Origin of the sequence: Prevotella micans F0438 (assembly GCF_000243035.1) — a bacterium.
Classification (GTDB): Bacteria; Bacteroidota; Bacteroidia; order Bacteroidales; family Bacteroidaceae; genus Prevotella; species Prevotella micans.
In genome coordinates, this window is record NZ_JH594521.1 from 969,369 (window position 1) to 993,712 (window position 24,344).

Annotated in this window: 22 protein-coding genes; 18 read left to right on the forward strand and 4 right to left on the reverse strand. The window is 43.9% G+C overall.

Annotated features, from left to right (window positions below; all coding sequences use genetic code 11):
* Nucleotides 1-380 precede the first annotated feature (380 nt).
* From HMPREF9140_RS04025 to HMPREF9140_RS04040, 4 genes are all read right to left on the reverse strand, one after another.
* Nucleotides 381-1,385, reverse strand: a complete 1,005-nt coding sequence (locus HMPREF9140_RS04025) for a S41 family peptidase (protein WP_006951943.1) — start codon at nucleotides 1,383-1,385, stop codon at nucleotides 381-383.
* Nucleotides 1,382-2,179: a DUF3316 domain-containing protein gene (locus tag HMPREF9140_RS04030; protein ID WP_006951944.1), complete on the reverse strand. Its 798-nt coding sequence runs from the start codon at nucleotides 2,177-2,179 to the stop codon at nucleotides 1,382-1,384. The genes HMPREF9140_RS04025 and HMPREF9140_RS04030 overlap by 4 nt, the downstream gene beginning before the upstream one ends.
* Nucleotides 2,169-4,865 (reverse strand): DNA gyrase/topoisomerase IV subunit A, encoded by a 2,697-nt coding sequence (locus HMPREF9140_RS04035; protein ID WP_006951946.1) that lies wholly within the window; start codon nucleotides 4,863-4,865, stop codon nucleotides 2,169-2,171. Before HMPREF9140_RS04035 ends, HMPREF9140_RS04030 begins: the two co-directional genes overlap by 11 nt.
* Nucleotides 4,866-4,926: 61 nt before the next feature.
* A complete protein-coding gene (locus tag HMPREF9140_RS04040; protein ID WP_006951948.1) occupies nucleotides 4,927-5,460 on the reverse strand; it encodes a helix-turn-helix transcriptional regulator in 534 nt (177 codons plus the stop codon).
* A 554-nt stretch (nucleotides 5,461-6,014) separates the two neighbouring features.
* On the opposite strand from HMPREF9140_RS04040, the gene HMPREF9140_RS04045 reads away from it, so the two are divergent.
* From HMPREF9140_RS04045 to HMPREF9140_RS04130, 18 genes are all read left to right on the forward strand, one after another.
* Nucleotides 6,015-6,437 carry a hypothetical protein gene (locus HMPREF9140_RS04045; RefSeq protein ID WP_006951949.1) on the forward strand — a complete coding sequence of 141 codons (423 nt, stop codon included), beginning with the start codon at nucleotides 6,015-6,017 and terminating at the stop codon, nucleotides 6,435-6,437.
* Nucleotides 6,438-6,731: 294 nt separating this feature from the next.
* Nucleotides 6,732-7,877 (forward strand): UDP-galactopyranose mutase, encoded by a 1,146-nt coding sequence (gene glf, locus HMPREF9140_RS04050; RefSeq protein ID WP_006951950.1) that lies wholly within the window; start codon nucleotides 6,732-6,734, stop codon nucleotides 7,875-7,877.
* A complete protein-coding gene (locus tag HMPREF9140_RS04055; RefSeq protein ID WP_006951952.1) occupies nucleotides 7,874-8,983 on the forward strand; it encodes a DegT/DnrJ/EryC1/StrS family aminotransferase in 1,110 nt (369 codons plus the stop codon). The genes glf and HMPREF9140_RS04055 overlap by 4 nt, the downstream gene beginning before the upstream one ends.
* A complete protein-coding gene (locus HMPREF9140_RS04060) occupies nucleotides 8,980-9,546 on the forward strand; it encodes an acyltransferase (protein WP_006951954.1) in 567 nt (188 codons plus the stop codon). The genes HMPREF9140_RS04055 and HMPREF9140_RS04060 overlap by 4 nt, the downstream gene beginning before the upstream one ends.
* Nucleotides 9,547-9,551: 5 nt before the next feature.
* On the forward strand, nucleotides 9,552-9,776 hold the full coding sequence (locus HMPREF9140_RS04065; protein WP_006951957.1) for an acyl carrier protein: 225 nt from the start codon (nucleotides 9,552-9,554) through the stop codon (nucleotides 9,774-9,776).
* Nucleotides 9,776-10,990, forward strand: a complete 1,215-nt coding sequence (locus HMPREF9140_RS04070; RefSeq protein ID WP_006951959.1) for an ANL family adenylate-forming protein — start codon at nucleotides 9,776-9,778, stop codon at nucleotides 10,988-10,990. Before HMPREF9140_RS04065 ends, HMPREF9140_RS04070 begins: the two co-directional genes overlap by 1 nt.
* Nucleotides 10,991-11,180: 190 nt before the next feature.
* Nucleotides 11,181-11,903, forward strand: a complete 723-nt coding sequence (locus HMPREF9140_RS04075) for an SDR family NAD(P)-dependent oxidoreductase (protein ID WP_006951961.1) — start codon at nucleotides 11,181-11,183, stop codon at nucleotides 11,901-11,903.
* 11 nt (nucleotides 11,904-11,914) lie between these two features.
* Nucleotides 11,915-13,012, forward strand: coding sequence for an acyltransferase (locus HMPREF9140_RS04080; protein WP_006951965.1), 1,098 nt, complete (start codon nucleotides 11,915-11,917; stop codon nucleotides 13,010-13,012).
* Nucleotides 13,009-14,271 carry a hypothetical protein gene (locus HMPREF9140_RS04085; RefSeq protein ID WP_006951966.1) on the forward strand — a complete coding sequence of 421 codons (1,263 nt, stop codon included), beginning with the start codon at nucleotides 13,009-13,011 and terminating at the stop codon, nucleotides 14,269-14,271. Before HMPREF9140_RS04080 ends, HMPREF9140_RS04085 begins: the two co-directional genes overlap by 4 nt.
* A gap of 9 nt (nucleotides 14,272-14,280) precedes the next feature.
* Complete coding sequence (locus tag HMPREF9140_RS04090) at nucleotides 14,281-15,741, forward strand: lipopolysaccharide biosynthesis protein (protein WP_006951967.1); 1,461 nt, start codon at nucleotides 14,281-14,283, stop codon at nucleotides 15,739-15,741.
* Between the two features lie 311 nt (nucleotides 15,742-16,052).
* Nucleotides 16,053-17,024: a glycosyltransferase family 2 protein gene (locus HMPREF9140_RS04095; RefSeq protein ID WP_006951969.1), complete on the forward strand. Its 972-nt coding sequence runs from the start codon at nucleotides 16,053-16,055 to the stop codon at nucleotides 17,022-17,024.
* On the forward strand, nucleotides 17,015-18,094 hold the full coding sequence (locus tag HMPREF9140_RS04100; RefSeq protein WP_006951970.1) for a glycosyltransferase family 4 protein: 1,080 nt from the start codon (nucleotides 17,015-17,017) through the stop codon (nucleotides 18,092-18,094). The genes HMPREF9140_RS04095 and HMPREF9140_RS04100 overlap by 10 nt, the downstream gene beginning before the upstream one ends.
* A gap of 162 nt (nucleotides 18,095-18,256) precedes the next feature.
* Nucleotides 18,257-19,051, forward strand: coding sequence for a hypothetical protein (locus HMPREF9140_RS04105; protein ID WP_006951971.1), 795 nt, complete (start codon nucleotides 18,257-18,259; stop codon nucleotides 19,049-19,051).
* Between the two features lie 207 nt (nucleotides 19,052-19,258).
* Nucleotides 19,259-20,098: a glycosyltransferase family 2 protein gene (locus HMPREF9140_RS04110; RefSeq protein ID WP_006951973.1), complete on the forward strand. Its 840-nt coding sequence runs from the start codon at nucleotides 19,259-19,261 to the stop codon at nucleotides 20,096-20,098.
* The gene (locus tag HMPREF9140_RS04115; protein WP_006951974.1) at nucleotides 20,095-21,057 is read left to right on the forward strand and encodes a glycosyltransferase family 2 protein; all 963 of its coding nucleotides are present in this window, start codon (nucleotides 20,095-20,097) and stop codon (nucleotides 21,055-21,057) included. The genes HMPREF9140_RS04110 and HMPREF9140_RS04115 overlap by 4 nt, the downstream gene beginning before the upstream one ends.
* Before the next feature lie 7 nt (nucleotides 21,058-21,064).
* A complete protein-coding gene (locus tag HMPREF9140_RS04120; protein ID WP_006951975.1) occupies nucleotides 21,065-22,216 on the forward strand; it encodes an EpsG family protein in 1,152 nt (383 codons plus the stop codon).
* The gene (locus tag HMPREF9140_RS04125) at nucleotides 22,210-23,091 is read left to right on the forward strand and encodes a glycosyltransferase family A protein (RefSeq protein WP_006951976.1); all 882 of its coding nucleotides are present in this window, start codon (nucleotides 22,210-22,212) and stop codon (nucleotides 23,089-23,091) included. The genes HMPREF9140_RS04120 and HMPREF9140_RS04125 overlap by 7 nt, the downstream gene beginning before the upstream one ends.
* A 75-nt stretch (nucleotides 23,092-23,166) precedes the next feature.
* Nucleotides 23,167-24,120, forward strand: a complete 954-nt coding sequence (locus HMPREF9140_RS04130) for a glycosyltransferase family 8 protein (RefSeq protein ID WP_006951977.1) — start codon at nucleotides 23,167-23,169, stop codon at nucleotides 24,118-24,120.
* The last annotated feature ends 224 nt before the right edge of the window (nucleotides 24,121-24,344 follow it).

The following is a 24,344-nucleotide window of genomic DNA, read 5'->3' on the forward strand; positions in this document are numbered from 1 at the left end:
CGTGTGTGTGTGTGTGTGTGTGTGTGTGTGTGTGTGTGTGTGTGTGTGTGTGTGTGTGTGTGTGTGTGTGTGTGTGTGTGTGTGTGTGTGTGTGTGTGTGTGTGTGTGTGTGTGTGTTAGCACTTTTTCCGAACCCGCCAAATATTCAGACGAAAAAATCACAGAGAAATCGAAATTTCTCTGCGTCGCGGGGGCGATGGAATATGTTGCTATGTAACTCACGGCGGCAAAGGTATATTAATCAATTCATTCGGGCAAAATATGAGGCTGCTTTCTTGATTTAGAACAAGGTGGAGGAATTTAGATTAAATCGTGTGAGGCGCCTGCTGAAAGAGATTTTGGGGTTAAGACTTCTGCAAAAGACAGTGATTGCGAAATGTTCAATATTCATTAGAGACGAGTAGTTTGCGAGCAAACTCTATCATAGTGTCGCGGCCCAGGAGAAAGTCTTTTTGCAGAAGATTCAGTTTGTAGTCGGGGTCGATACCGAATTCGGTTAGAGCGCCGGTACGGTCGAACATCGGACAAGCAGAAAAACGAACGCCCCATCCATTAGGAAGCTCGCTAGAGAATGGCATACCCGAACCGCCGCCAGTGCGGTCGCCTACGACTCGAACATTTGGGAAACATTTCATGTATTTCACAAATTCGTTGGCAGCCGAGAATACGCTTCGATTCGTGAGCACCACTACTGGCTTTTGCCAACGAATTCCGCGGCCCGGATGAAGAATTTGTTGCTGCATGGGTGAAAAATCGTCATGTCCACGACCTGTTTTATGCTGCATGTAGCCCACAAGGAGAGATTCGTTGGTGAAGCGGGCTGCAAGTTCTTCGGCATTACTTATCGAGCCGCCGCCGTTGTTGCGAATGTCTACAATCAGACCACGGCAGGGTTGCAGATAGAGCATTATTTCGTTGAGATTGCTCGAACCGATTCCGCGCTGAAAACTGGCGCAGCGCAGATAGCCGATGTTGTCGTCTAAGATGGTGTAATCCATTCCGCTAGCCAGGAAATAATCGTTTTTGAGATATCGCCTCAGCAGTGAGTCTGAAAAGTTTTTAGGATAGTTTTCGTGCCACGCCCAATAGCGTGCAATGTCGAATGCCGTGTAAAGATTCACGTGTCCGTCGCGAAGTTCAGAAAGCATGTTAGCCATGATTTCGAATTGTTGTCGCTCGCTGAGAGAGTTGTTTATTTGTGCCGAATATTTCGCGTGGACAGCGTCCCAATCGATTCCTTTTTGCGAGAAGAAGCAATAATGCTCGTCCATTATTTTCCAGAGAGCTTCGAGATTGCCGCGCGGATTATTGTCGGGCGTTTCGTTTGTTATGCATGACGAGAAGACGATGCTCAATGCAAAAACGACTAGAAGAAGATTTTTCATGGGATTATGTGCGTGATTGAGAATTTTCGCACTATTCCAACGAGGAAGAGGTGGCTCCAGGCATGTTGTTTCAAACCATTCACGGATGACTGTCGGATGTCGTTCATATATCCGAGTCGTACGGTTGTTCGGGCTACCGTGAAATCGAGTGTGAGTTGTTGGCGGAGCGACGGAGTTGAAAAAACAGTCGTGGGAACGATATTACGGTCGTAATTTCCGCGCGAAAATATTTCGTAGTAGCTCTGGCCGTAGTTAGGTGAGAACATTAACCCTCCGAGTGGGAAATGGGCTTCCCATCTGGCTTCCATCGGCAGGTTAAGAAGTCGGAAAGGGTATGCAGCGATTATTCCGGCTTCAAGGTTTGCCGCGAGATAGGCTTGTGCGATATTGTTTGTATTTCGGGTATTGTAGAGGAAACCCAAGGAAGATTCGAGTCCGACGCCGGCTCTGATTTCAAGTTGGCGTCGTAGAAGAAGATAATTACAGTCGTAGGCAAAGGAATATAGTGCTCCGATTTCGTTTCCGTTGCCGGCGCTATTATTCATCTTTGCGATGTTTGCTTGATGATTCACAGCGCGTGAGATTCGGCTTCCATTTTCGCGAACGGTTTGCGAAACGAATCGTAGTTCGGAACCGGTGTATTCCTCGGCCGACAGATAGGTGTCGAGTCTGTTTGTAAAGCCTAATCCGAGCATTCGCGCGGTGGTTATTATTTTTTTGCTCTGTATTGTATCTTGCGCCGCAGCGGTTAGGGCGAAAAACAAGATAATGAGGAGAAGCGCACTATTCTTCATCGGTTTTTTCAGAGAAAAGATTCAGCTGACCGGTTATTTCGTCGATTACCTGTTGCTGACTCTTACCGGCATCCGGGTCGAGGTTTTCTTCGTTTATATCGTTTCGAGGCTCATCTTCAGTATCGGGCTCCGGTTTCCGAATTGGCTCCAACTCTTCTACTTTAGCCACGAGCCAGGTTGAAAGTCTGCGTCCTTTAGCTTTAAAGCTCTTTACGCCCACGAATTGTTCAGCGTCGACCTCTTCGGTTCCGCGCACGGCGTCGGCTCCTCCAAAGGTGATGCGAATCATTGGGTTTTGTTCGTCGGTGAGAAGCAGAAGTTTTGATTCCTGATTTTCGCCCATGAAATTTTGATGTCGGCGTGTGTTTTCCATTTGAAAACGTTTGAGATAGGCATATCCTTGGTTGTCGGCATCCAGCAAAACGGCTGTCCACACCTTGTCGTGGTCGAACTTTTCTATATAAAGAATGTTGTCTTCATAATGATTCGTGGGCTCGATGGAACTTGTGTAGAACGAGCCATCCTTGAGTACGACAAGAATATTATCGGTATCGAAGAACTCTCCGAGGAATTTTCCGTGTTCTTCATAATTTATTCGGTTTACATCGGGGTCGAACCACACCTTTCGTCCTCCAAGTGTGGAGTGTCCGTGGTTTTTGAGCGAGATTCGGTGAACGCTTCGTTTTGTGAGCAGGTTGCCTTTTGAATTACGCCCTTTGATGGCTAGTTTCGAGAAGTCGTAGTCGAGGAATATGTTTTGATTTCGAGCTCGCGGAATCGGGTCGAGAGTTATTTTGAGTGTTTCGGCCTCTCCGTTAGGATTGGCTGTGAAATACATTATTTTCGAGCCTTCGACGCCTTGCGTAATGTTGTATTCTTTATCGCGGGTGATTGACGTAACGTTGAACCTTTTTATATAGCATGGTCCGTCGCGTCCGTCGCGATAAACCACGTTATAAATTGTTCGTTTGTCGTTCTTTTTGAACACCTGCACGTGCAGAACTCCTTTTCCGATGAACACTTTATCGGCAATCTTAGTCACCTTATATTTTCCATCTTTATAGAAGATTATCACGTCGTCCAGGTCGGAGCAGTTCTGTACAAACTCGGCTTTCTTCAATCCTGTTCCGATAAATCCTTCCTGACGGTCGATGTAGAGTTTTTCGTTGGCGTCGACCACCTTTGCGGCTATTATTGTGTCGAAACTTTTTATTTCGGTGAGTCGCGGATGCTCGGAGCCATATTTTTCTTTCAGGTGCAGGAACCATTCGATTGTAACTCGCGTCATTTCCGACAAATCCTTGTCTATCGCGGCTATTTCGTCTTTTATTTTTTGAATTAGTTCATCGGCTTTGTCTTTATTGAATTTCAAGATTCGTTGCATCTTGATTTCGAGCAGCCGGAGTATATCTTCGCGTCCAACTTCACGTATGAAGTCTTTTTTGAATGGTTCGAGTTTCGAGTCGACAAATGCAACTACTCGGTCGATGTTTTTCGCCATTTCGAACTCTCTTTCCTTGTATATGCGTTCTTCGATGAAGATTCGTTCGAGGGAGTTGAAGAAGAGTTGTTCCAGAAGTTCGGTTCGATGAATCTCTAATTCTTTGCGGAGAAGGTTTTGGGTGTGGTCAACCGAATGTCTGAGTACGTCGCTCACCGAAAGGAAGACGGGTTTGTTGTCGGCAATGACGCAACAGTTGGGCGATATGCTGATTTCGCAATCGGAGAAGGCGTATAGCGCGTCGATTGTTTTGTCGCTCGACGTGCCGGGCGAGAGGTGGAGATGAATTTCGACCTCGGAGGCTGTCATGTCTTCAACTCGCCGAATTTTCAATTTCCCTTTCTCCACGGCTTTGGTTATCGATTCTTGCAGCGAGCTGGCGGTTTTGGTGAATGGAACTTCGCGAATTACGAGTGTTTTGCTATCCAGTTTTTCGATTTTCGCTCTCACTTTGAGTGTTCCGCCCCTTGCGCCGTCGTTATATCGGGAAACGTCGATGCTTCCGCCTGTGGCGAAGTCGGGAAAGATTTTGAACTCTTCGCCGCGAAGATATTTCACGGCCGAGTCGCAAATTTCGTTCAGATTGTGGGGTAGAATCTTCGACGACAGTCCGACGGCAATTCCTTCGGCGCCCTGGGCTAGTAGGAGTGGAAATTTTACGGGCAGCGTGATGGGTTCTTTGTTTCGGCCGTCGTACGACAGTTGCCAGTCGGTTGTTTTGGGGTTGAACACCGTTTCGAGGGCGAATTTCGACAGTCGCGACTCGATGTAGCGTGGTGCAGCGGCCCGGTCGCCGGTAAGAATGTTTCCCCAGTTGCCCTGTGTGTCGACAAGCAGATTCTTTTGTCCCATTTGCACCAGCGCGTCGCCGATTGAGGCATCTCCGTGCGGATGGAACTGCATTGTGTGTCCAACGATATTGGCCACTTTGTTGTATCTCCCGTCGTCCATTCGTTTCATGGAGTGCAGTATGCGACGTTGCACGGGTTTCAATCCGTCGTCGATGCTAGGCACGGCGCGCTCCAGGATAACGTAGCTTGCATAGTCGAGGAACCAATTCTTATACATTCCCGAGAGATGATGCACGGCCGAGGCATCGAATCTATCGGTTGGTTTATAGTCGGAATGTTCGGCGTCGGTTTGTTCGTCGAACGTGTTTTCCATGTCAACAATTTCTTCGTCCATCTAGTTTCGAATCTTATTTTTTCAGTTTCGCGGAGGCAAAATTACCCATTCTCCCCTCAAATCACAGTTTGAACCGTCCCAGGTCGCCCTTTTCGCGCACCCAATGGCGATAGCGCAGCGGCGAGGTCTTAGCTTCGCGTTGCATGAAATAAAACAGGTTACTGGTTGTGCCCATCGCGCTATAATTGGCTACTTCGGGCATGGCGAGGTCGGTATAGCGAAGCAAATCCATGGCCACTTTTACTCGCCATTTGTTCACAAACTGCACTCCCTGTATTCCGGTGAGAACAAACAAAATGTTGTGAATGTTGTGTGTACTGAAACCATATTTCTTATAAGTACCCATTTCGCCGCTACTCATACCAAGCAAAAACTCGTCGAGCACATCTATTCCCGTTGGATGAAGATTGCGCTCAATCGGAACATAACTTATATTGCCATCCGGGTCGTAGACGCGCTTCTGTTTGAAAGGCGTTACATAGAGGTCATCGAAAGTGTATTGCGAACCTTCACAATATTCGTTCTTGCGGGGCTTTGGGGTCTTGGTTAACTGATTTTCGAGAGCACTCGAATCGTTGAATTCCTTATTATCCATTTTTTTTAGACATTAAACGTTTACGGACAGCAAAACTAACCCATTTAAACGAGCTCGACAAGCGTAGAGAAACAAAAAATCAAAAAAACCACTCGATTATAAATTTATTTTCCATAAAAAACGCTTATAATTTACAGCAGACAAGTATTGCTATAGAAAAAACATTTTTTTCTGGCAAAACACATTTTCGGCTATAGAGAAAACTCTTTTTTCTCGTAAAACAAAAATACAGCTATAGAGAAAACATTTTTTTCATGTAAAGCAAATATGCAGCTATCGATACAAATGTTTTTTCTCGTAAAACAAATATTCGACTATAGAGAAAAATCTTTTTTCATACATAATAAACTCCTGGCTACGAAATAATCGAAATATTATCAAATAAAAACGATTATACTACCTAAAAACCACTCCTCCCCCACTCTACACACGTTTTATCTGTCATAAATCAATAAAATACGGCAATTCACAGATTCCTTCTCCCATAATTTGGTTCTCTCGCACAACCAATCTTAACTTTGCCACAGAAAAATTTAGGATAAACAATTTATAATATGAAGAAAAAGATTTTAGCAGCCATCACAGTTATGGCATTTATCACACCTTGTCACGCTCAATCAGACTCAACTATTTCTGCAATGAAGCAGCAAAAAAAAGTTCTGGAACTCAACACCGAACTCACAAAGACTGAAATCGAATATCAAAAAGCAGTCGACAAAACCATCGACCTCGAAAAAGAGGCAGCCGAAGCAAACGCCAATGCAAACGTAAGCAGGCCAGTTGGATATTCAACCCAAAACGCCGCCGAAACAGCCCAATACGCCAAAGAGCGAGTGAAAATGCTCAAAAAGGTGAAGAAAGCAAACGCAAAACTGGCATGCAGTAGGAAAAAGGTTCAGAAACTCGACAAAAAGAAAAAAGCCATCAAAGCAAAACTCGCAAAAATGGATCATCGAGTAGAAGTAGTAAACCAATAACTCATAAATAAAAAGGCTTCCAATCGCGGAAGCCTTTTTATTTGCCGTTTACACACGAATATTTAACTTTGCAAACACAACTTCACAACGATTCTGACTAAATAACTCTGCGGGCAAAATCAACATCACAAAAACCCTGAAGCGGAGGCTATTTTACCGGATGAAACAACCTCCGTTCGCAAAACAGAGGGAGAACGAATTGTTTCCCAACCAAGCCTCCATATTTTCTCAGACTCAACCAATCCCACCCCCTCGTAAAAAGAACGACACTCTACCCCACTCCATCCTCATTCAATGAATAATCCAAAATACGACTTCCTCATCGTTGGCGCCGGCCTCTATGGCGCAGTGTTCGCCTACCAAGCCAAAAAGGCAGGAAAAAACTCCCTGGTGATAGACAAACGCACACACACAGGAGGAAATCTTCATTGCCAAGAACTCGAAGGCATAAACGTACACAAATACGGCGCACACATCTTCCATACATCCAACCGAGAGATTTGGCAGTTCGTAAATTCGCTCGTGGAATTCAACCGATTCACAAACTCACCCGTAGCCAACTATCAGGGAAAACTATACAACCTGCCCTTCAATATGAACACATTCAACCAAATGTGGGGCACAAAAACACCCGAAGAAGCCGAAGCAAAAATCAACGAACAACGCAGCGAAGCACTCGAAAACATCAAAACACAAGGCATCGTCACACCACGCAATCTGGAAGAACAAGCACTCACGCTAGTTGGAAAAGACATCTACCAACGACTCGTAAAAGGATACACAGAAAAACAATGGGGACGAAAATGCAGCGAACTACCCGCGTTCATCATCAAACGACTCCCGGTTCGGTTCACCTTCGACAATAACTACTTCAACGACACCTTCCAAGGCATCCCAATCGGCGGATACAACCGATTAATCAACACAATGCTGGAAGGAATCGAAACACAACTCGAAACCAACTATTTTTCCGAACGAAACTACTTCAACTCCATCGCCAAAAAAATAATATTCACAGGACAAATAGACCAGTTCTACGATTATCGCTTCGGAAACCTGGAATATCGAACCGTACGCTTCGAACACAAAACACTACAAACACCAAACTTCCAAGGCAACGCCGTAGTAAACTATACCGAAGCATCCATACCCTACACACGAATAATCGAACACAAACACTTCGAAACATTCGGACAGGATGTCTATAAAAATCCCCATACCGTAGTATCACACGAATACCCACAAGAATGGAAACCCGGAATGGAACCCTACTATCCCGTGAACAACCAGCGAAACACAAAACTCTACGAACAATATCGTAGTCTTGCCGACAACGAAACAAATGTCATCTTCGGCGGTCGACTGGCCGAATACAAATACTACGACATGGCACCAATCATCGAAAGAGCCATTCAAACCTTTCAAAACACACAACGATGAATCAAGACATCATAACCGTCACCTCACCACTCTTGCCCAATCTCGATGAGTTCCAAAAACTCCTCGAACAAATCTGGGAAAGCAAATGGATAACCAATAACGGGTCGTTTCATCAACAACTCGAAGAAGCACTCTGCAAATATCTCGGTGTACCCTACATAAGCCTCTTCACCAACGGAACCCTGCCCCTAATCACAGCTCTGCAAGCCCTCCACATCACAGGCGAAGTAATAACAACACCCTACAGCTTCGTAGCAACAACCCACGCCCTTTGGTGGAACGGAATCAAACCCGTCTTCGTCGACATCGACCCAAAAACAGGCAATATCGACCCAAATAAGATAGAAGCCGCCATAACCCCACGCACAACAGCCATCATGCCCGTACACGTCTACGGAAAACCATGCGCCACCGACTCCATCCAGGAAATAGCCGATAAATACGGCCTAAAAGTCATCTACGATGCCGCCCACGCCTTTGGAGTCAAAGTGAACGACCAAAGCATCATAAATGCCGGCGATATGGCAACCCTCAGCTTCCACGCCACCAAAGTTTTCAATACCGTTGAAGGCGGAGCACTTGTGATGCACGACGAAAAAACAAAAAAACGCATCGACTACCTCAAAAACTTCGGATTCGCCGGTGAAACAGAAGTCGTCGCTCCAGGCATTAACAGTAAAATGGACGAAATTCGCTCAGCCTATGGGCTGTTGAACCTTCGACAAGTAGATGCCGCCATCGCCGCCCGCCGTCAGGTAGCCCAAACCTATCGCACAGCTTTACAGCATGTCGAAGGCATATCTTTCTGGAACGACATGCCCGGCGTTCGCCACAACTACAGTTATTTCCCCATTTTCGTCAACTCCGAAAAATACGGTCTCACCCGCGATGAACTTTACTTCAAAATGAAATCCCAAGGTATCTGGGGACGCCGTTATTTCTATCCCCTCATCAGCGAGTTCTCCACCTACCGTGGATTAGAAGGTGCCAATCCTTCCAATCTTCCGCAAGCCACAAAGATGGCAAACAGCGTAATCTGCCTGCCGATGCATCACGCGTTGAGTGAAGAAGACATCCAAAGAACCATTGATTGTGTCATAAAATGAAAAGGGAAACATCTTTTTATTCAGAAGAAGAACTATCTGTATTAGGACTCAAATCGTATGGAAACGATGTATTCATCAGTCGCTATAGTCGGATATATAACCCACAGAATGTCTCGATTGGAAATCATGTTAGGATAGATGACTTTTCCATCATATCTGCAGGTAAATCGATAGAAATTGGGAACTATGTACACATCGCTTGCTATGTATCATTAATAGGGAACGAAAAGATTGTGATCTCTGATTTCTGTGGAGTGTCTGGGAGGGTGAGTATCTATTCGAGCAGTGACGATTATTCAGGCAATGCGATGTCGAATCCCATGGTGCCGGATATTTATACTAATGTTCAAAACTCTCCAGTAATATTAGAGAAACATGTAATCATAGGGTGCGGCTCAGTCATATTACCTGGTGTTGTGATCAAAGAAGGAGCAGCAATTGGCGCATTATCTGTCGTCGTGTCCAATTGTAAGGCGAATACTATATATAGTGGAAATCCCTTAAAGGCTATTATCCCTAGAGCACAAAAATACAAAGAGTTAGAAAAGAATTTATTAAAGTGAATATAATGGAAGAAAAGGTATTAGAAATTATCAATGAAATACGAGCAGTAAAAGGGTTAGAACTGCTACAGGAAATTCACGAAGGAGATAATCTTCGCGATGACCTTGGCCTAACATCCTTCGACTTAGCAGAACTGACAGTGAAGATAGAAGATGCTTTCGATATCGACATCTTTGAAGACGGACTCGTGAACACAGTTTCAGAGATTTATGCTAAACTAAAGAAGTAATGGCGATATTCCTTTATGACAGAGACCGAGCGTATTCGTATGCTATGCTGCTGGAGGAGATTCAGCTGCACAAGGAATACTATCCCTATCATAAGGCCGATACGCTCTTCGCGTTCTTCGCAAATCTGGTAAAGGCAATTGCTACGAACCAGCCTTTGGTGCTGTTGGATTCCGATCTGTCGATTTCTGAAATGTCGGGCATAGACCCCATGCTTATCAACAAGCCGGTGGCACTGCCCAAATACTCTTTTAAGCATATCGACGAGCTTATAACGGCTATGCAGAAATCTACTTCCACGATTACGATTTTCACATCGGGGACAACCGGACAGCCGAAACAAGTAGTTCATTCCATCGACACGCTCACACGCTCTGTTCGTACAGGCGATAAATATCGGGATCAGGTGTGGGGCTATGCCTATAATCCCACTCACATGGCCGGCTTACAGGTGTTCTTTCAGGCTTTCGAGAATAAAAACACACTGGTTGATGTGTTCAACGACAGTCGGAAAGAAGTGTATCGCAAGATTGCCGAGTATGGTATTACCCACATCTCAGCCACCCCCACATTCTATCGTTTATTGCTGCCTGTTGAGAAGGAATATCCATCGGTTGTTCGTGTTACGCTGGGAGGCGAGAAGTCGGATACGCATTTGCACGAAGAGATACACAGGATATTCCCGCAAGCAAAGATTAACAACGTGTATGCTTCCACCGAAGCGGGCACGTTGTTCGCAGCTAAAGGCGAATATTTCCAGATACCGGAAAGGAATAGAAGCCTGTTCCGAGTGGTAGACGACGAGTTGTTGATTCATCGTTCCTTATTAGGCCAATCAAATAGTTTCGCTTTCGATGGCGACTATTATCATTCGGGCGACCTGATAGAATGGGTGGATGAAGCTGCCGGGCTATTCAAATTCAAAAGCCGAAAGAACGAACTCATCAACGTTGGAGGCTACAAGGTAAATCCGCAAGAGGTTGAAGAGGTTATCAACAGCATTCAAGGCGTGCGTCAATCCTTGGTATATGGTAAAGCCAACGCCATACTTGGCAACGTTCTTTGCGCAGAACTGCAATTGGATGAAGGGGCGCAACTCACGGAATTAGACGTAAGACAACAGCTGCAAAGCAGGTTGCAGGATTTCAAGATTCCCCGCAGAATAAAATTCGTAGAGGCCTTTTCACTAACGCGAACAGGCAAACTAAAACGATAAGTAATTGGGGAGTGCATCACATTCTAATACATTACCAAATGGAACAAGTCCTATACCCGTGCTCAACAAGTCCTATACTTGTGCTCGTCTACTCCTAGGACAGGCAGCATCTACTCCTAGGACAGATGACGTCTACTCCTAGGACAGACAAGATATAGAATTACTCATATTCCAGAATAGAATAAAAAAGATGAACTATTTAGTAACAGGTTGCTCCCGTGGCGTCGGACTCGAGATATGCAGAGTGCTTTTGCAACAAGGTCATACCGTTTACGGTATTGCCCGCAGTTTCAGCGAAGAGTTTCAAAAGCTGCAAGGAGAATACCAAGACCGTCTATATTTCAAAAGCGTAGACTTGTCGGACTCCGATAACGTCAGGCAATCTATTTTTAAAGACTTCGTATCGAACAAAGTACGCTTACACGGCTTCGTGAATAACGCCGCCATCGCTTACGACGACATTGTGACCAATCTGAACCTCGCAAAACTTCAAGCGATGTATGCCGTAAACGTGTTCACGCCGATGATGATAACCAAATATGCCATTCGCAATATGCTGCTGCATCACACCCGAGGCTGCATTGTTCACATCTCGTCCATCAGCGCCCACACCGGCTATAAAGGTCTGGCCATGTATGCCTCATCGAAGGGAGCTTTGGAGGCTTTCTCGAAAGATACTGCAAGAGAATGGGGCGAGCTCGGCATCAGAAGCAATATCGTGGTTCCCGGCTTCATGGAAACAAGCATGAGTTCCACACTAACCGAAGAGCAAAAAGACAGAATATACAAGCGCACTTCACTCAAAAAAGCAACTTCGATTAACTCCGTTGCCGAAACAGTGGCCTTTATCCTGAGCGATAAGGCACAGAGCATCACAGGACAAAATATACACGTAGATTCCGGAACAATATAGACATCGAGAAGATGAATCACGAAGCAACAAGAACAGAACCCATTGTTTCACCTACAGTTAGAAGTTCCAATTTAGAGCTGTTCCGCATCCTATTGATGCTAATGATTATTGCGCATCATTATGTGGTGAACAGTGAAATTGCAGATTTCTTCAATCCGACTCATCCCACAGCTAATATGTTGTTCATGACTTTATATGGATGGGGTGGAAAAACGGGTATAAACTGTTTTGTGCTAATAACCGGGTATTTCATGTGTCAGAAAAGTTTCTCGTGGCAGAAGTTTTTCAAGCTGGTTTTCGAAGTTCAGTTCTATACAACGGTTATATACCTGTTGTTTCTCCTTAGCGGGAGGAGTTTCTCATGGGGTGAACTCTATCAGATGCTCCTCGCTATTCCTTTGGGAGTTGGTCAATCTTTCGTCGGCTCGTTTCTATGCCTTTATCTGCTAATTCCCTTTGTGAATAAGTTGATACACTCGATGAACGAAAGAGAGTTCCGCTATCTTCTTATTCTCTTGGTTGGAATATATTCCGTTATTGGAACATTCATCCCGTTCGGGTTTTATGAGAATATCGCATGGTTCGTGGTGATATATTTAATTGGCTCCTACATACGCTTATATGGCATGCCTATATTCTCGAAACACAGCTTCCTATTCATGGCAACGAGTTTGATAACGGCAATGGCGAGTATTCTTTTGCTGTTCTACTTCTTCAAGTATAGAGGCATCAACACTAGTATTTGGGACACTTATTACTTTGTGAGTAACTCTAACAAGATAATGGCCTTGTTGTGTTCGGTTTCCATGTTCTTGTTCTTTAAAGATTTGAAGATGAAAAACAATCGTTGGATTAACAAGATTGCAACAGCCACTTTTGGAGTCCTTTTAATACATGGCAACAGCGATGCCATGCGCGAGTGGTTGTGGGGTGATGTGTTGAAGAATGCGTCTTTCTATAATTCGTCTTACATGTGGCTTCATGCCTTGCTATCCGTTCTGCTTGTATATCTTGTTTGTGTAGTCATTGATTTATTGAGAATCCGGTTTGTAGAGAAGCCCATATTTAAAGCATTCGATTCTCGTAAGAGTCTATCGTTGGGGGAATGAATAAAACCTACGTTGTTATTTGCGGATTTGCAGATGTCGTTGCCGGCGGACCGATATACTATCGCAACAAGATAATATATATGGAAGCGCAGGGATGGAATGTTGTTGTGATTCCAACCAGCGGCGGCAAGAAGGTTCTTATTCAAGGAATGGAGAGGTTCCTTGGGCCATACATTCCTTTTATACTCGACATGCCGAGCGAGTATAGCAAAAAGCAACGGCGTAAACTTGTCGATATCTTTGAAAGGTTCATTCCTCAAAATCAAGACGAAGTAGTTATTGAAACCGGAACAGACTACACCTGCTATTGGGGAGAAGCGCTTGCAGAGCGTATCGGAGCAAAGCATATCGTTATTTTTCTTGATGAACAAAACGAGCGGGTAGACGAGAAAGTAATCGAGTTCTATGAGTTTAAATATGCTCGCAGAGAGATGGCTTGCATCACCAATGAGGTGATGCAGCATTTCTTTAAGGGATATATGGACTTGCAACTCGATGAATGTCGCAGTTTGGCATGCTGTTGCCATAATTCGATAGAGGATTATGAACATCCGCTAATTAAGCAAATAGAGCGGAGTGAATACAATATCGGATACATCGGACGACTCGAAAAACCTTTCATTCCGCCAATAATTCAAGGGTTCATCAACTTTGCAGAAAAGCATTCAGACAGTGCAATAACCGTCGTCTTCTTTGGAGGGGCATTCGAACAAAAGACAATCGACCGGATAAAAGCTCAATTCGAGCCACTTCAAAATGTGCGATTAATCATCACCGGCTATCTGTTTCCGCTGCCACTGAAGGCTTTAAAGAAGATTGATGTATTCGTTTCGGGGGCCGGAAGTTCATTAACTGCCGCAAAAGCTGGTGTACGTTCAGTGATGATAGACATGCTAAGCTACGAGACTTTAGGATTAATGCTCGACTACGAGTTCAAAGAATACGCCAAATGTCCACTTGGAAACACCGTGTCCGATTATCTGGAATGGATTCTAGTAAAACAAAATGCCCCCGCCCCTTTACCCCAAAACTACGAGAACGACTGGCTATTCATTAAAGAGAAGTTTGCGGAGCACATTCAATTCATGGAAAATTCTGTCCCGACAAAAGAGTATTACGACATGGAGAAGCTCGGAGTTTCGAAGAAAAGAAGATGGAAACGCTTCTTCAGAACTCTCTTAGGACTCAAAATCTATAACGGATTACACAACGCAGAAGCCAGGTTCTTGCTTTGGAAAGCAGGTCTTTCGCACGCTTAAACATCATCGATGGAGAAAGGAAATATCCGAAATAAAACAATCTCCGGAGTTCTTTGGGGCTTTATAGAGAAGTTTTCCATCCAGGCATTCGGGTTTATTCAAGGAGTAATCTTGGCCCGTTTGCTATCGCCTTCCGACTATGGACTAATAGCTATGGTCGGAATTTTCATGATGTTAGCCTATGCGTTGATTGATTCCGGCTTTGGTACGGCGTTAATCCAAAAGAAGAACCGAACCGAAAAAGACTATTCTACGGTCTTTCTAGTCAATGTCGGCATGTCATCCCTTATAAGTCTCATACTGTTTTTATGCAGTTCGCTTATTGCCGACTTCTACCACGAGCCCATCTTGCAAAAGATAGTCAGTGTTTATGCGCTCCTCATCTTTCTCACATCTTTTGTAAGCATTCAGGATGTAAGGCTTTCCATCCATCTGGAATTCCGCAAGAAGAGTATCATCAACGTAATAACCACCGTTGTTTCAGGCTTATTCGCCATCGCGTTAGCTTTTATGGACTTCGGCGTTTGGTCGTTGGTTTATCCTCTATTCCTCACCCTTTTGCTGAAATACATTCTTTATTGGTACTATCAGCATTGGATTCCCAAGCTGCAATTCTCCAAGAAATCATTTAAAGCCCTATTCGGGTTCGGCTCCAAAATACTCGCATCTTCCATCCTGGCAACCATCTTCGAGAACCTATATTCAATCATCATCGGAAGAGCATTCTCGGCTAAAGACCTCGGATATTATTCCCGAAGCGATGGATATGCAAACCTTCCAACCAAGACCATAACCGGAGTTGTTGAGAGCGTGGCCTATCCTGTACTTAGCGAACTTCAGGACGACGACGAAGCTCTGCTATCATCTTTCCGCCGAATGCTCCGTACTTCGGCATTCGTAATCTTCCCTATAATGATATGGTTGGCAACACTCGCCAAGCCGCTCATCGTTGTTCTCGTTACAGAGAAATGGCTTCCGTGCGTGATATATCTTCAAATACTCTGTCTCGACCGAATGTGGTGGCACGTACATGTACTCAATTTAAGTCTATTAAAAGCCAAAGGACGCTCCGACCTCTTCTTCAAACTCGAAGTAATAAAGAAGATACTCACCATAGTAATTCTCATTTTGACAGTCCCGATGGGTATAGTCTACATGTGTATCGGCTCAGTTGTGGGTGCGATTCTTAGTATGATTATCAATTCTTATTACACGGGGCGCCTCATGAACTTTGGAATCATAAAGCAATTCCGCGATATGCTCCCCTCAATTCTTTACGCTTTCTCGACAGGAGCAGTAATATTTTTTGCAACAATATGGACTGAAAATCAATTTATAAGACTTGGTTTCGGTACCTGTCTCGGAGCTATTTTCTTTTTCACTGTAGCCTATTTAACCCGATCCAGAGAATTAAGGTATATAGTGGAAATCATCAAAAACAGAACATCAGCTATAACAAAGCATGAATAAGAGAATCGAGTACATTGACAGAGCAAAAGGAATAGCCATTCAATTGGTAGTGATAGGGTACCTAATGGCATTTCATTTCGCAGTCCGGAGACTGTTTTCTAAGGTTCTGAAAATAGTCGGAACGCCTTGCTTCAGGGAGCTTCTCGTTTTCTCTGGAAAATGCATACGGTTGCGCATAAATTTCTATACGTATGCCCGCAAATTTCTTCCCGTATCCCCGTAAATTTCTTCCCGTATAAAAATTTATCGGGATACGTATAGAAATTTATGCGCAACCGTATGTAATTTCAAAAGCACGCAGAAAGCCCATTATGAGACCTAAAGTTTCCGTCATTATACCATTATATAATGTACAGGATTTCATCGTGAGATGTGCTGAAAGTCTGTTCAAGCAAACATTAGATGAAACCGAATTCATTTTCGTGGACGACGCATCGACCGATAAAACCATAGAAATCCTAAAGCAATGTGCCGCAAAGCACCCTGTAAGGAACATTAAAATCATCCGCCATCAAATAAACTCCGGCTCGGCAACCGCCCGTAATAGCGGATTGGATGCTGCCCGCGGAGAGTACATAACATTTGCCGACGGTGACGATTGGTTAGAACCGAACGCTCTGCAGGAGTTATACGACAAAGCAATAGCTGATGATCTGGATATTGTTTATTGCAATTACTACGAAGACCGCGGACAATCCGTGAAGTTAATAGAGCAATATCGTGGTACAACCGGCAAAGAATGCGTCCTTGCAATGATAGGAATGCGCATGCACGGCTCATCCTGGAACAAGCTTATTAAGAGAGAGTTCATTCTGAACAGCGGGCAGAGATACATCGACGGATTAGACCTTTACGAAGATGTCGGCCTGAACGTACGCCTATTTGCCCTCACTAACCGAATCGGTTTTATCAATAAGGCCTACTATCACTACATGCAAACCAACCCCAACTCCATCATCAGCACAATGAAAGGTAAACAACGCAAACGCGCCATGGAGCGGATTGGCAATATAACAATGGCCTGCGATTTCCTCAAAACTATCGGATGGATGCAAGGCGACATAGAACGCGCCGCCAATGAATGGAAACTGATTGCCAAAAACGAACTGATTGAAAACAATAAAGTGTCCCTCCTCCGCTGGATTCTCACCTTCCCCGAAGCCGACCGTGCCATTTGGAAGAGTAAACAAATAACATTCAATCTGAAATTGCTGTTGTATCACTTACACAACAAACAGATTTGTCTGTATCGTGCACAAAAAAGATTAATAGGATGGCTATGAATAAAAAGGTGATTTTCCTCATGCCACGAGCTTGTATGGAGCCTGCAGGCGGGTTCAAGGTAGTTTTTGAATATGCCAACAGGCTCGTTAAGGATGGCGTGGAGGTTGAAATTGTTTATCCAATGGTACAGAAAGATGCCCAGTACGACTTGCTTCATGCTGTAGCCTACAGATTAATTTTCATCTACAGATGGCTCACTGGAGCTTATAAACCTAGATGGTTCAGCCTTCACTCACAAATCAAACAACGATGGGTTTGGTGTCTTGATAGTTGTAACATCGACTGTAATGCCGTTGTGATTGCAACCGCAATTGAAACAGCATTTTCTCTCCAAAGGAATAAACATTCAGAAGATATTAAGAGACAAGTCTATTTCATCCAAGATTATGAGAATTGGAGATACACTGATGAAGAAGTGAATGCCAGTTATAGGTTTCCGATGGAGAAAATCGTGATTTCCAATTGGCTCAAAAACATAGTAAACAGAGAAGGAGAAGAGGCTTTTCTTATACCTAATGGATTCGATTTCAACAATTTCAAACTAGAAAGGGAAATCGAAACAAGAAATAAACACTCCGTGATTTGCATGTATCATCAAGACGAAAGAAAAGATTTACCAACAGCATTCAAGGCTTTCGAGATAGTGAAACGGAAGCATCCCGAACTACATGTAACCATGTTCGGAACCTTTCCAAAGCCTGATTTACCAAACTGGTATAGCTATATTCAGCGTCCCGACCATGAACAATTCAATCAACTCTATAACAATGCTGCTATTTATGTTGGCTCCAGTAAAGTTGAAGGTTGGGGACTCACTGTTGGAGAAGCAATGCAATGTGGTTGTGCTGTAGCATGCACGGACAATAAAGGCTATCTTGAAATGGCCTGTAACGAGAAGACGGCACTAGTTGCTCATGTAGGAGATACTACTGAATTAGCAAATAATATTATCAGATTTATAGAGAAAGACTCTTTACGGTATGATATAGCTAAGAGAGGAAATGAATTTATTCAAAGTTTGGATATAAATAAGTCTTACCAGATGTTCCGTGATTTTCTAATCAAATGAGCATGTAAAAAATTAAAGAAAGACTATTTATTATATATTGATGCTATATTCGTACCGTCATATGTTAGGTATGTACAAAGAACTATCTGGAACACCATGTTCTATCAAAGACAAATTCAGATACACCTAGTAGAATTATTATTGTGCCAACAACTTCAAAATATGATCAATAAACTAAAGAATATATGGCATGCCTTTAAGCAGATCAGATATGATGTTTTCCATATAGAGCGTAAACTTATTCGGACGAAATATCATTTCAGCTTGTCTCCATCAAAGAATCGTTATATTCTTAAGTGTGACGGATATATGAATCATGGAGGATTCTTCGATAGAATGAAAGGTGCCATATCCATCTTCGCTTTGAGCAAAGTACATGGCAAAGACTTTAAACTTTCCTTCACTCATCCTTTCGATTTGCGCAATTATCTCGAACCTAACCGATACGACTGGACGATAGATGAAAGCCAAATCGATTATAACTATCCAGCAACGAAACCGATTATCGGATACTTCGAATTCATGTATCCTTGGCGAATAATGCTGAAACGACTGGGCGAAGTACATTATTATTTCGGCTATAACATACTGGATAGAATAAACAAGAAATACGGAACATCTTTCGACTGGAAAGAATTATATGATGAACTCTTCAAGCCTAGATATCGTCTTCAGCAGTTAATCAATCTCTATCAAATAAAAACTACCAGGGAGGATGACAACAAAATGCCATACTATGCCATACATATAAGGTTTTTAAACCTATTGGGAGATGACAATGAAAACAATCCGGCATATAAAAAACTAGATAAGGAATCTGCTGACGAACTTATGGAATGCTGTATAAAGAAAATCGAAGAATTAAGACAATGTAATGGTAATTCGAAGCGCTATCTACTATCGACAGACAGCAATGTTTTCATGGAGAAAGCTAAGATCAGGCTTCCTTATATATAGTATCCCAGGGCAAATAAGACACATCGATAATGTCGCAGATGATAATGACGATGGAAATATCAAACTCTTCCTTGATTATTATATGCTCTCAGAAGCCGAAGAGATATACAGCTTTATTGGAAGTGGATTGTATAAGAGCGATTTCCCGAACTATGCCGCGATAATAGGTGGTAAGGTTCTAAAGCGGATAAACATATAAGTACCCTAATGGATGTCTCAATAATTATCGTGAACTATAATACACTTCGATTGACAAGGGATTGTATCGAAAGTATTAAGGAGAAAACGCATGGTGTGGATTATGAGATAATAGTTGTGGATAATGGCTCAACCGACGGCTCAAGGGAGCTGTTCGAGAATAATCGGGATATCGTTTACATATACAGCGCAAAGAACGGCGGCTTCGGCTACGGCAATAACATCGGGATTAATCATGCAAAGGGTAAGTATTTACTGTTCCTTAACTCAGACACTCTGTTGCTTAACAATGCAATCAAGGAGTTTTACGATTATGCCGAAACGCATGCTCTGAAAGCGATATATGGATGCTACCTTCAAAAGGATGACGGGAGTTATAGCGGGTCGTTCCATTATTTCCCATCGTTCACGGTCGGCGATTTCATCAAAGACAAGTTCTATAAGAAGAGTTACGCTCCCGACTACACCAACAAAGAAGTTGAGTGCATTTGCGGGGCCGATATGTTTGTTCCTCGCGAGGCGATTGCAGAAGCCGGAATGTTCGACGAGAACATTTTCCTGTATGGTGAAGAAGGTGAGTTGCAGCGTAGAATGATGAAGAAAGGCTACAAGCGAATGCTTATCAATACTCCGAAAATTGTTCATCTGGAAGGTCAGAGCATGGGCGAATCATACAAGAAGCTGACCATAAAGATGGAAAGTCATTTCTACATTCTTCGTAAACACGCAACATTCGCGAACTACTTTCTCCTTAGAATGTTCTACACTCTGCTATACACTGTTATTTGCCTGCCGCATTTAGGAAATCAGGACGCCCGAACATTTCTCAAATCTTTATATCTAAGATGACACTATCTTTTATCATCCCGCTATACAATTGCGAAGCCTATGTTGCCGACTGTCTGAACGGCATATACGGCTCGGAGGTCGACGAGCGCGACTTCGAAGTAATCATCGTTAACGATGGGAGCAAAGACAATGGGCCGATGGTTTGTCAAGCATTTGCAAACGAGCATTCAAATCTTCATCTGATAAGTCAGGAAAACCAAGGAGCGTCTGCCGCAAGAAACGCTGGCTTAAACGTGGCTAAAGGCGAGTTCGTTTGGTTTGTCGATGCCGACGACAAATTGGTTCCCCACTTTTTCATAAAGATGGTCGATGTAATGAAACACGACAGCACAACAGAACTGTTCTGCTTCAATCATTATCGGGTTTTCAAAGACCGAACAGACACTTGTATAGATTATGCCGAAGAGAAGACTATCGATGGCATCCAATTCTATTCGGGTAACGCATCGGGCTTCCTTTGGAACAAAATCTACCGGAGAGAACTGATAAGTTCAACCCGTTTCCTCGCCGGAACGAAGAACCTGGAAGATGCCTATTTCAACCTAAAGGTTATTCCGAAGGCCATTAATATCAGATGCCTTACCGACATCGGATATTACTATAACAACACAAACCAGGCATCAACATCGAAAGACCAGAGCCTGCGCAACCTCGTTAAGTTAAATCAGGACAGTCTGACCATACACTGGGCCATAGCCAAGGACATTGCGCAGTGCAACGACAAGCAACGAGCAAGCATCTATAAAGAAATGCTCAACAAAAGCATAGCCGGTCATCTCTACAGTTTGATGCGCTTCTATTCGCCCGGATATTTAAGAAGAAACATAAACAAATATCGTACAGCCGGTTTCTATCCCGTACCAAAGACGAGCCACCAGAGAACAAACAAGTTCCTGCTGCTGGCCAACCGCAAAACACTATTCGTTCTTTTCACCAGGCTTTATAAGCTCCTAACATAACCCACGCATGATTCCATATCTAATCGGTTTCTTATTCATCTTTCTTTTGCTGCTCTACTCCTCTCCCGAAAAGCAAAAAGAACATCGCAAGCTGCTATACGTATGGTGGATATACGTGATGCTGCTTTGCGCATTGCGCGACATGTTGGGCGGCTTCGACGGATATATCTACGGCGAAATATTCGACCTCACCGCGGAAGACCTTCGAAAAGGCATTCCTTTCAATCATACCTACACGTTCACCTACAACCCCACTGAGTTGGGATATGCACTCTATAACGTGCTCATCGGCATCGTAGTGGAGAACAGATATATATTCCTCTTCGTTACATCGATAATAATATATGCCATCTTGGGGCGCCATATCATCAAGTACAGCAACTACCCCACATACGCCTCTTTCATCATCTTCTGTTTGTTCTACTTTTTCACCTTCACCTATCTGCGCCAAGTCATGGCCGCATTGATAGCCTGGTATGCAATTCCATTCGCAATCAAGCGGAAGCCCGTACAGTTCTTTGCCATCGTGGCATTGGCAACTTCGTTCCATAACAGCGCACTGTTTTTCAGCGTAACCTATTTCGTCGTAAACCGACAATTCACGCGCAGGCAGGTTGTAACCTATTTTGTCATCGGTTTGCTTTTAGGATTAACTCCTCTCGGCTCATTTCTGATGCAATTCGTAGGTGAAAACATCAACAGTCAGAAAACAGAACAATCGCTCTCCGGAATAGGTTCGGCGCGTATTGAATACATCATCGAGGCCGTGTTCTTCCTGTGGATTCTTCTGTCGCAATATCGAAAGCTGCAAGAAAACAAGCAAACCATCGCCTTCCTCAACATCGCCCTGCTGTTCGTGTTCACGCTGATATTTCTTGTGCGATTTTCAGACGGTGGGCGGTTCAGCTGGTATTTCCTGATAGGCATAGCCGTTTCGGTGGCTAACATCTATGCGAAATCTCCCAAAAGAGGTTTGGTTCGCATTCTCACCTTCTGCGTTATGGGGCTTCTTTACTTCCGAATATTATTGAGCTGGGGCCTCCTACTCAGTCCATACAAAACATTCCTTACCAACGGCGTCAGAGAAGACGACTTCATATGGGAGGAAAACGAATACGACCACCGTTACGACGAAGACAAACTCTATAAGATATGGTAACCGTTTTTACGCCGGTTTATAATCGAGCCAACACGCTGGAGCGACTTTACTCGAGTCTGTGCAGCCAAACCTACAAAGACTTTGAATGGCTGATTGTCAACGACGGCAGCACCGACTCTACCGATGAGGTTCTTGCAAACATCAAAAGCAAAGACCATTTCTTTAACATCGTCGTAATCGACAAAGAGAACGGCGGAAAGCACACCGCCATCAACCGAGGCATTAAAGAAGCAAAGGGAGAACTGTTCTTCATTGCCGACAGCGACGACCTGCTGCCCTACGACTCTCTGCAAATCATCACCCAAGAGTTTGAAAAGATAAGAAACGACGACTCCTTCTCCGGCATTTGCGGATTAGACCAGGATTTCTCTGGAAAGATAATCGGTACCGGGTTGCCTGAAGACATTATAAACTGCCATCCAACAGAGATAAGCCACAAATATCATGTCTGTGGAGATTTGAAAGAAGTATTCCGAACCGGAGTCCTAAAGCAATATCCATTCCCGGAGGTAGAAGGAGAGAAGTTCTGTCCGGAGGTGCTGGTGTGGTTCCGCATTTCCAGGAAATATAAAATGCGCTTCCTGAACCGGGCAGTCTATACGGCCGATTATCAGCCCACCGGAATAACGGCCAACATAACGGCCAACAGAATGCAAAGTCCAACGCTCAGCATGATGACCTACTCGGAGATGCTCACACACAACCTTCCGCTACGTATCAAAACGAGAGCCGCCATCAATTATTGGCGATTTAGGCTCTGCAGCACGCCGAGCAAAAGCAAGCCCAGCGTGTCGCCCCTTTGGTGGTGGGCATTCCCGTTAGGATTGCTTCTGCATTTGAACGACATCCGAATTCTAAATAATAATGGTTCGTAAACCTTCCAAGAGGGCTCCGAAATAAATTATGACGGCGCTATCCAAAGGTTCGTTCCCCCAATAAATTATTATGTAATGACCAATCAACACTTACATGTAGCATTAGCATCCGATGATAATTATGCGAAGTTCGTTTCTATTCTCATCGTTTCGTTGTTCGACAATAACCCGGACTTCAAAGACATAACCGTGCATTTATTGTCGAACGGAATTGATGATGAAACCCTGAACGAAATAAAAAAACATATCCCTCAAAACAGAGGCTATTTAGAGATCTACGATATAAGCGATATTCAAAAGAGACTCGGGGTGTCGGTCCCTCCAACCATTTCCATTAGTGCATACTCTCGATTGTTCTTAGAGACAATAGTCTCGAATGATATAGATAAGATTCTTTATCTTGACACCGATGCCGTCGTAAATGGAAGTCTTTCCCATCTATGGACTATGGATTTAAGAGACTATCATGTAGCAGGCGTACTTGATGATGTTCTTCCCTATGCAAAATCTGCTATTGGATTGAAAAAGAATGATATCTATCTGAATTCGGGCTTCCTTTTAATCAATCTGGCTCTTTGGCGACAAGAGGGTATGGAACGGAAAATACTGGATTATCTTTTGGCGCACAATGGGAAAGTCTATCATCACGACCAAGGATTAATAAACGCCGTTTGCAATAAGAAATACGTTCTCCCGGTAAACTACAATATGGTTACCAACTTCTTTGTATTTCCATACTCTAGCTTCAAGCAGACCCCTTTCTATACCGAAGAGGAAATGGAAGACGGCAAAAAGAACCCGGTATTTATTCATTTCACCGCAGGCGTAGCCAATCGCCCTTGGATGGAGAATTGCAAACATCCATTAAAACAAATCTTTCTGAAATACAAAAGCCTCTCTTCGTATAAAAACGAACCGCTTGCGAAAGATAATCGCCCCGCAAAACTAAAACTGTTGGCCTTCTTATATTACAATATCAGGCCACTCTACTACCTAACTTTAAGAATTAGAGACGGAGTTAAAAAGTGAGAGTAATTATCGCTTCGACGAGTGGGCAGTCGCCGCCCCCGAGTGGAGGATAACAGCCGACCCCAGCGAGCCCCGACGGGGCAACAGACCACAGGCAGGTGGTGGAGCGATAGCGCAACCCCTGTAAACGGAAACGCCCCAATCAAATGGAGCCCTGAAAGGGCGACGGAATGTGGTCAGATAGCGCAACCCCGAACGGCGGGGCAACAGAGGAGCGCGGGGAA

What these genes read in the sequence shown, in the direction of transcription:
- HMPREF9140_RS04025 (WP_006951943.1), bottom strand. Translation starts at nt 1,385, where the DNA reads ATGAAAAATCTTCTTCTAGTCGTTTTTGCATTGAGCATCGTCTTCTCG.
- HMPREF9140_RS04030 (WP_006951944.1), bottom strand. Translation starts at nt 2,179, where the DNA reads ATGAAGAATAGTGCGCTTCTCCTCATTATCTTGTTTTTCGCCCTAACC.
- HMPREF9140_RS04035 (WP_006951946.1), bottom strand. Translation starts at nt 4,865, where the DNA reads ATGGACGAAGAAATTGTTGACATGGAAAACACGTTCGACGAACAAACC.
- HMPREF9140_RS04040 (WP_006951948.1), bottom strand. Translation starts at nt 5,460, where the DNA reads ATGGATAATAAGGAATTCAACGATTCGAGTGCTCTCGAAAATCAGTTA.
- HMPREF9140_RS04045 (WP_006951949.1), top strand. Translation starts at nt 6,015, where the DNA reads ATGAAGAAAAAGATTTTAGCAGCCATCACAGTTATGGCATTTATCACA.
- glf (WP_006951950.1), top strand. Translation starts at nt 6,732, where the DNA reads ATGAATAATCCAAAATACGACTTCCTCATCGTTGGCGCCGGCCTCTAT.
- HMPREF9140_RS04055 (WP_006951952.1), top strand. Translation starts at nt 7,874, where the DNA reads ATGAATCAAGACATCATAACCGTCACCTCACCACTCTTGCCCAATCTC.
- HMPREF9140_RS04060 (WP_006951954.1), top strand. Translation starts at nt 8,980, where the DNA reads ATGAAAAGGGAAACATCTTTTTATTCAGAAGAAGAACTATCTGTATTA.
- HMPREF9140_RS04065 (WP_006951957.1), top strand. Translation starts at nt 9,552, where the DNA reads ATGGAAGAAAAGGTATTAGAAATTATCAATGAAATACGAGCAGTAAAA.
- HMPREF9140_RS04070 (WP_006951959.1), top strand. Translation starts at nt 9,776, where the DNA reads ATGGCGATATTCCTTTATGACAGAGACCGAGCGTATTCGTATGCTATG.
- HMPREF9140_RS04075 (WP_006951961.1), top strand. Translation starts at nt 11,181, where the DNA reads ATGAACTATTTAGTAACAGGTTGCTCCCGTGGCGTCGGACTCGAGATA.
- HMPREF9140_RS04080 (WP_006951965.1), top strand. Translation starts at nt 11,915, where the DNA reads ATGAATCACGAAGCAACAAGAACAGAACCCATTGTTTCACCTACAGTT.
- HMPREF9140_RS04085 (WP_006951966.1), top strand. Translation starts at nt 13,009, where the DNA reads ATGAATAAAACCTACGTTGTTATTTGCGGATTTGCAGATGTCGTTGCC.
- HMPREF9140_RS04090 (WP_006951967.1), top strand. Translation starts at nt 14,281, where the DNA reads ATGGAGAAAGGAAATATCCGAAATAAAACAATCTCCGGAGTTCTTTGG.
- HMPREF9140_RS04095 (WP_006951969.1), top strand. Translation starts at nt 16,053, where the DNA reads ATGAGACCTAAAGTTTCCGTCATTATACCATTATATAATGTACAGGAT.
- HMPREF9140_RS04100 (WP_006951970.1), top strand. Translation starts at nt 17,015, where the DNA reads ATGGCTATGAATAAAAAGGTGATTTTCCTCATGCCACGAGCTTGTATG.
- HMPREF9140_RS04105 (WP_006951971.1), top strand. Translation starts at nt 18,257, where the DNA reads ATGATCAATAAACTAAAGAATATATGGCATGCCTTTAAGCAGATCAGA.
- HMPREF9140_RS04110 (WP_006951973.1), top strand. Translation starts at nt 19,259, where the DNA reads ATGGATGTCTCAATAATTATCGTGAACTATAATACACTTCGATTGACA.
- HMPREF9140_RS04115 (WP_006951974.1), top strand. Translation starts at nt 20,095, where the DNA reads ATGACACTATCTTTTATCATCCCGCTATACAATTGCGAAGCCTATGTT.
- HMPREF9140_RS04120 (WP_006951975.1), top strand. Translation starts at nt 21,065, where the DNA reads ATGATTCCATATCTAATCGGTTTCTTATTCATCTTTCTTTTGCTGCTC.
- HMPREF9140_RS04125 (WP_006951976.1), top strand. Translation starts at nt 22,210, where the DNA reads ATGGTAACCGTTTTTACGCCGGTTTATAATCGAGCCAACACGCTGGAG.
- HMPREF9140_RS04130 (WP_006951977.1), top strand. Translation starts at nt 23,167, where the DNA reads ATGACCAATCAACACTTACATGTAGCATTAGCATCCGATGATAATTAT.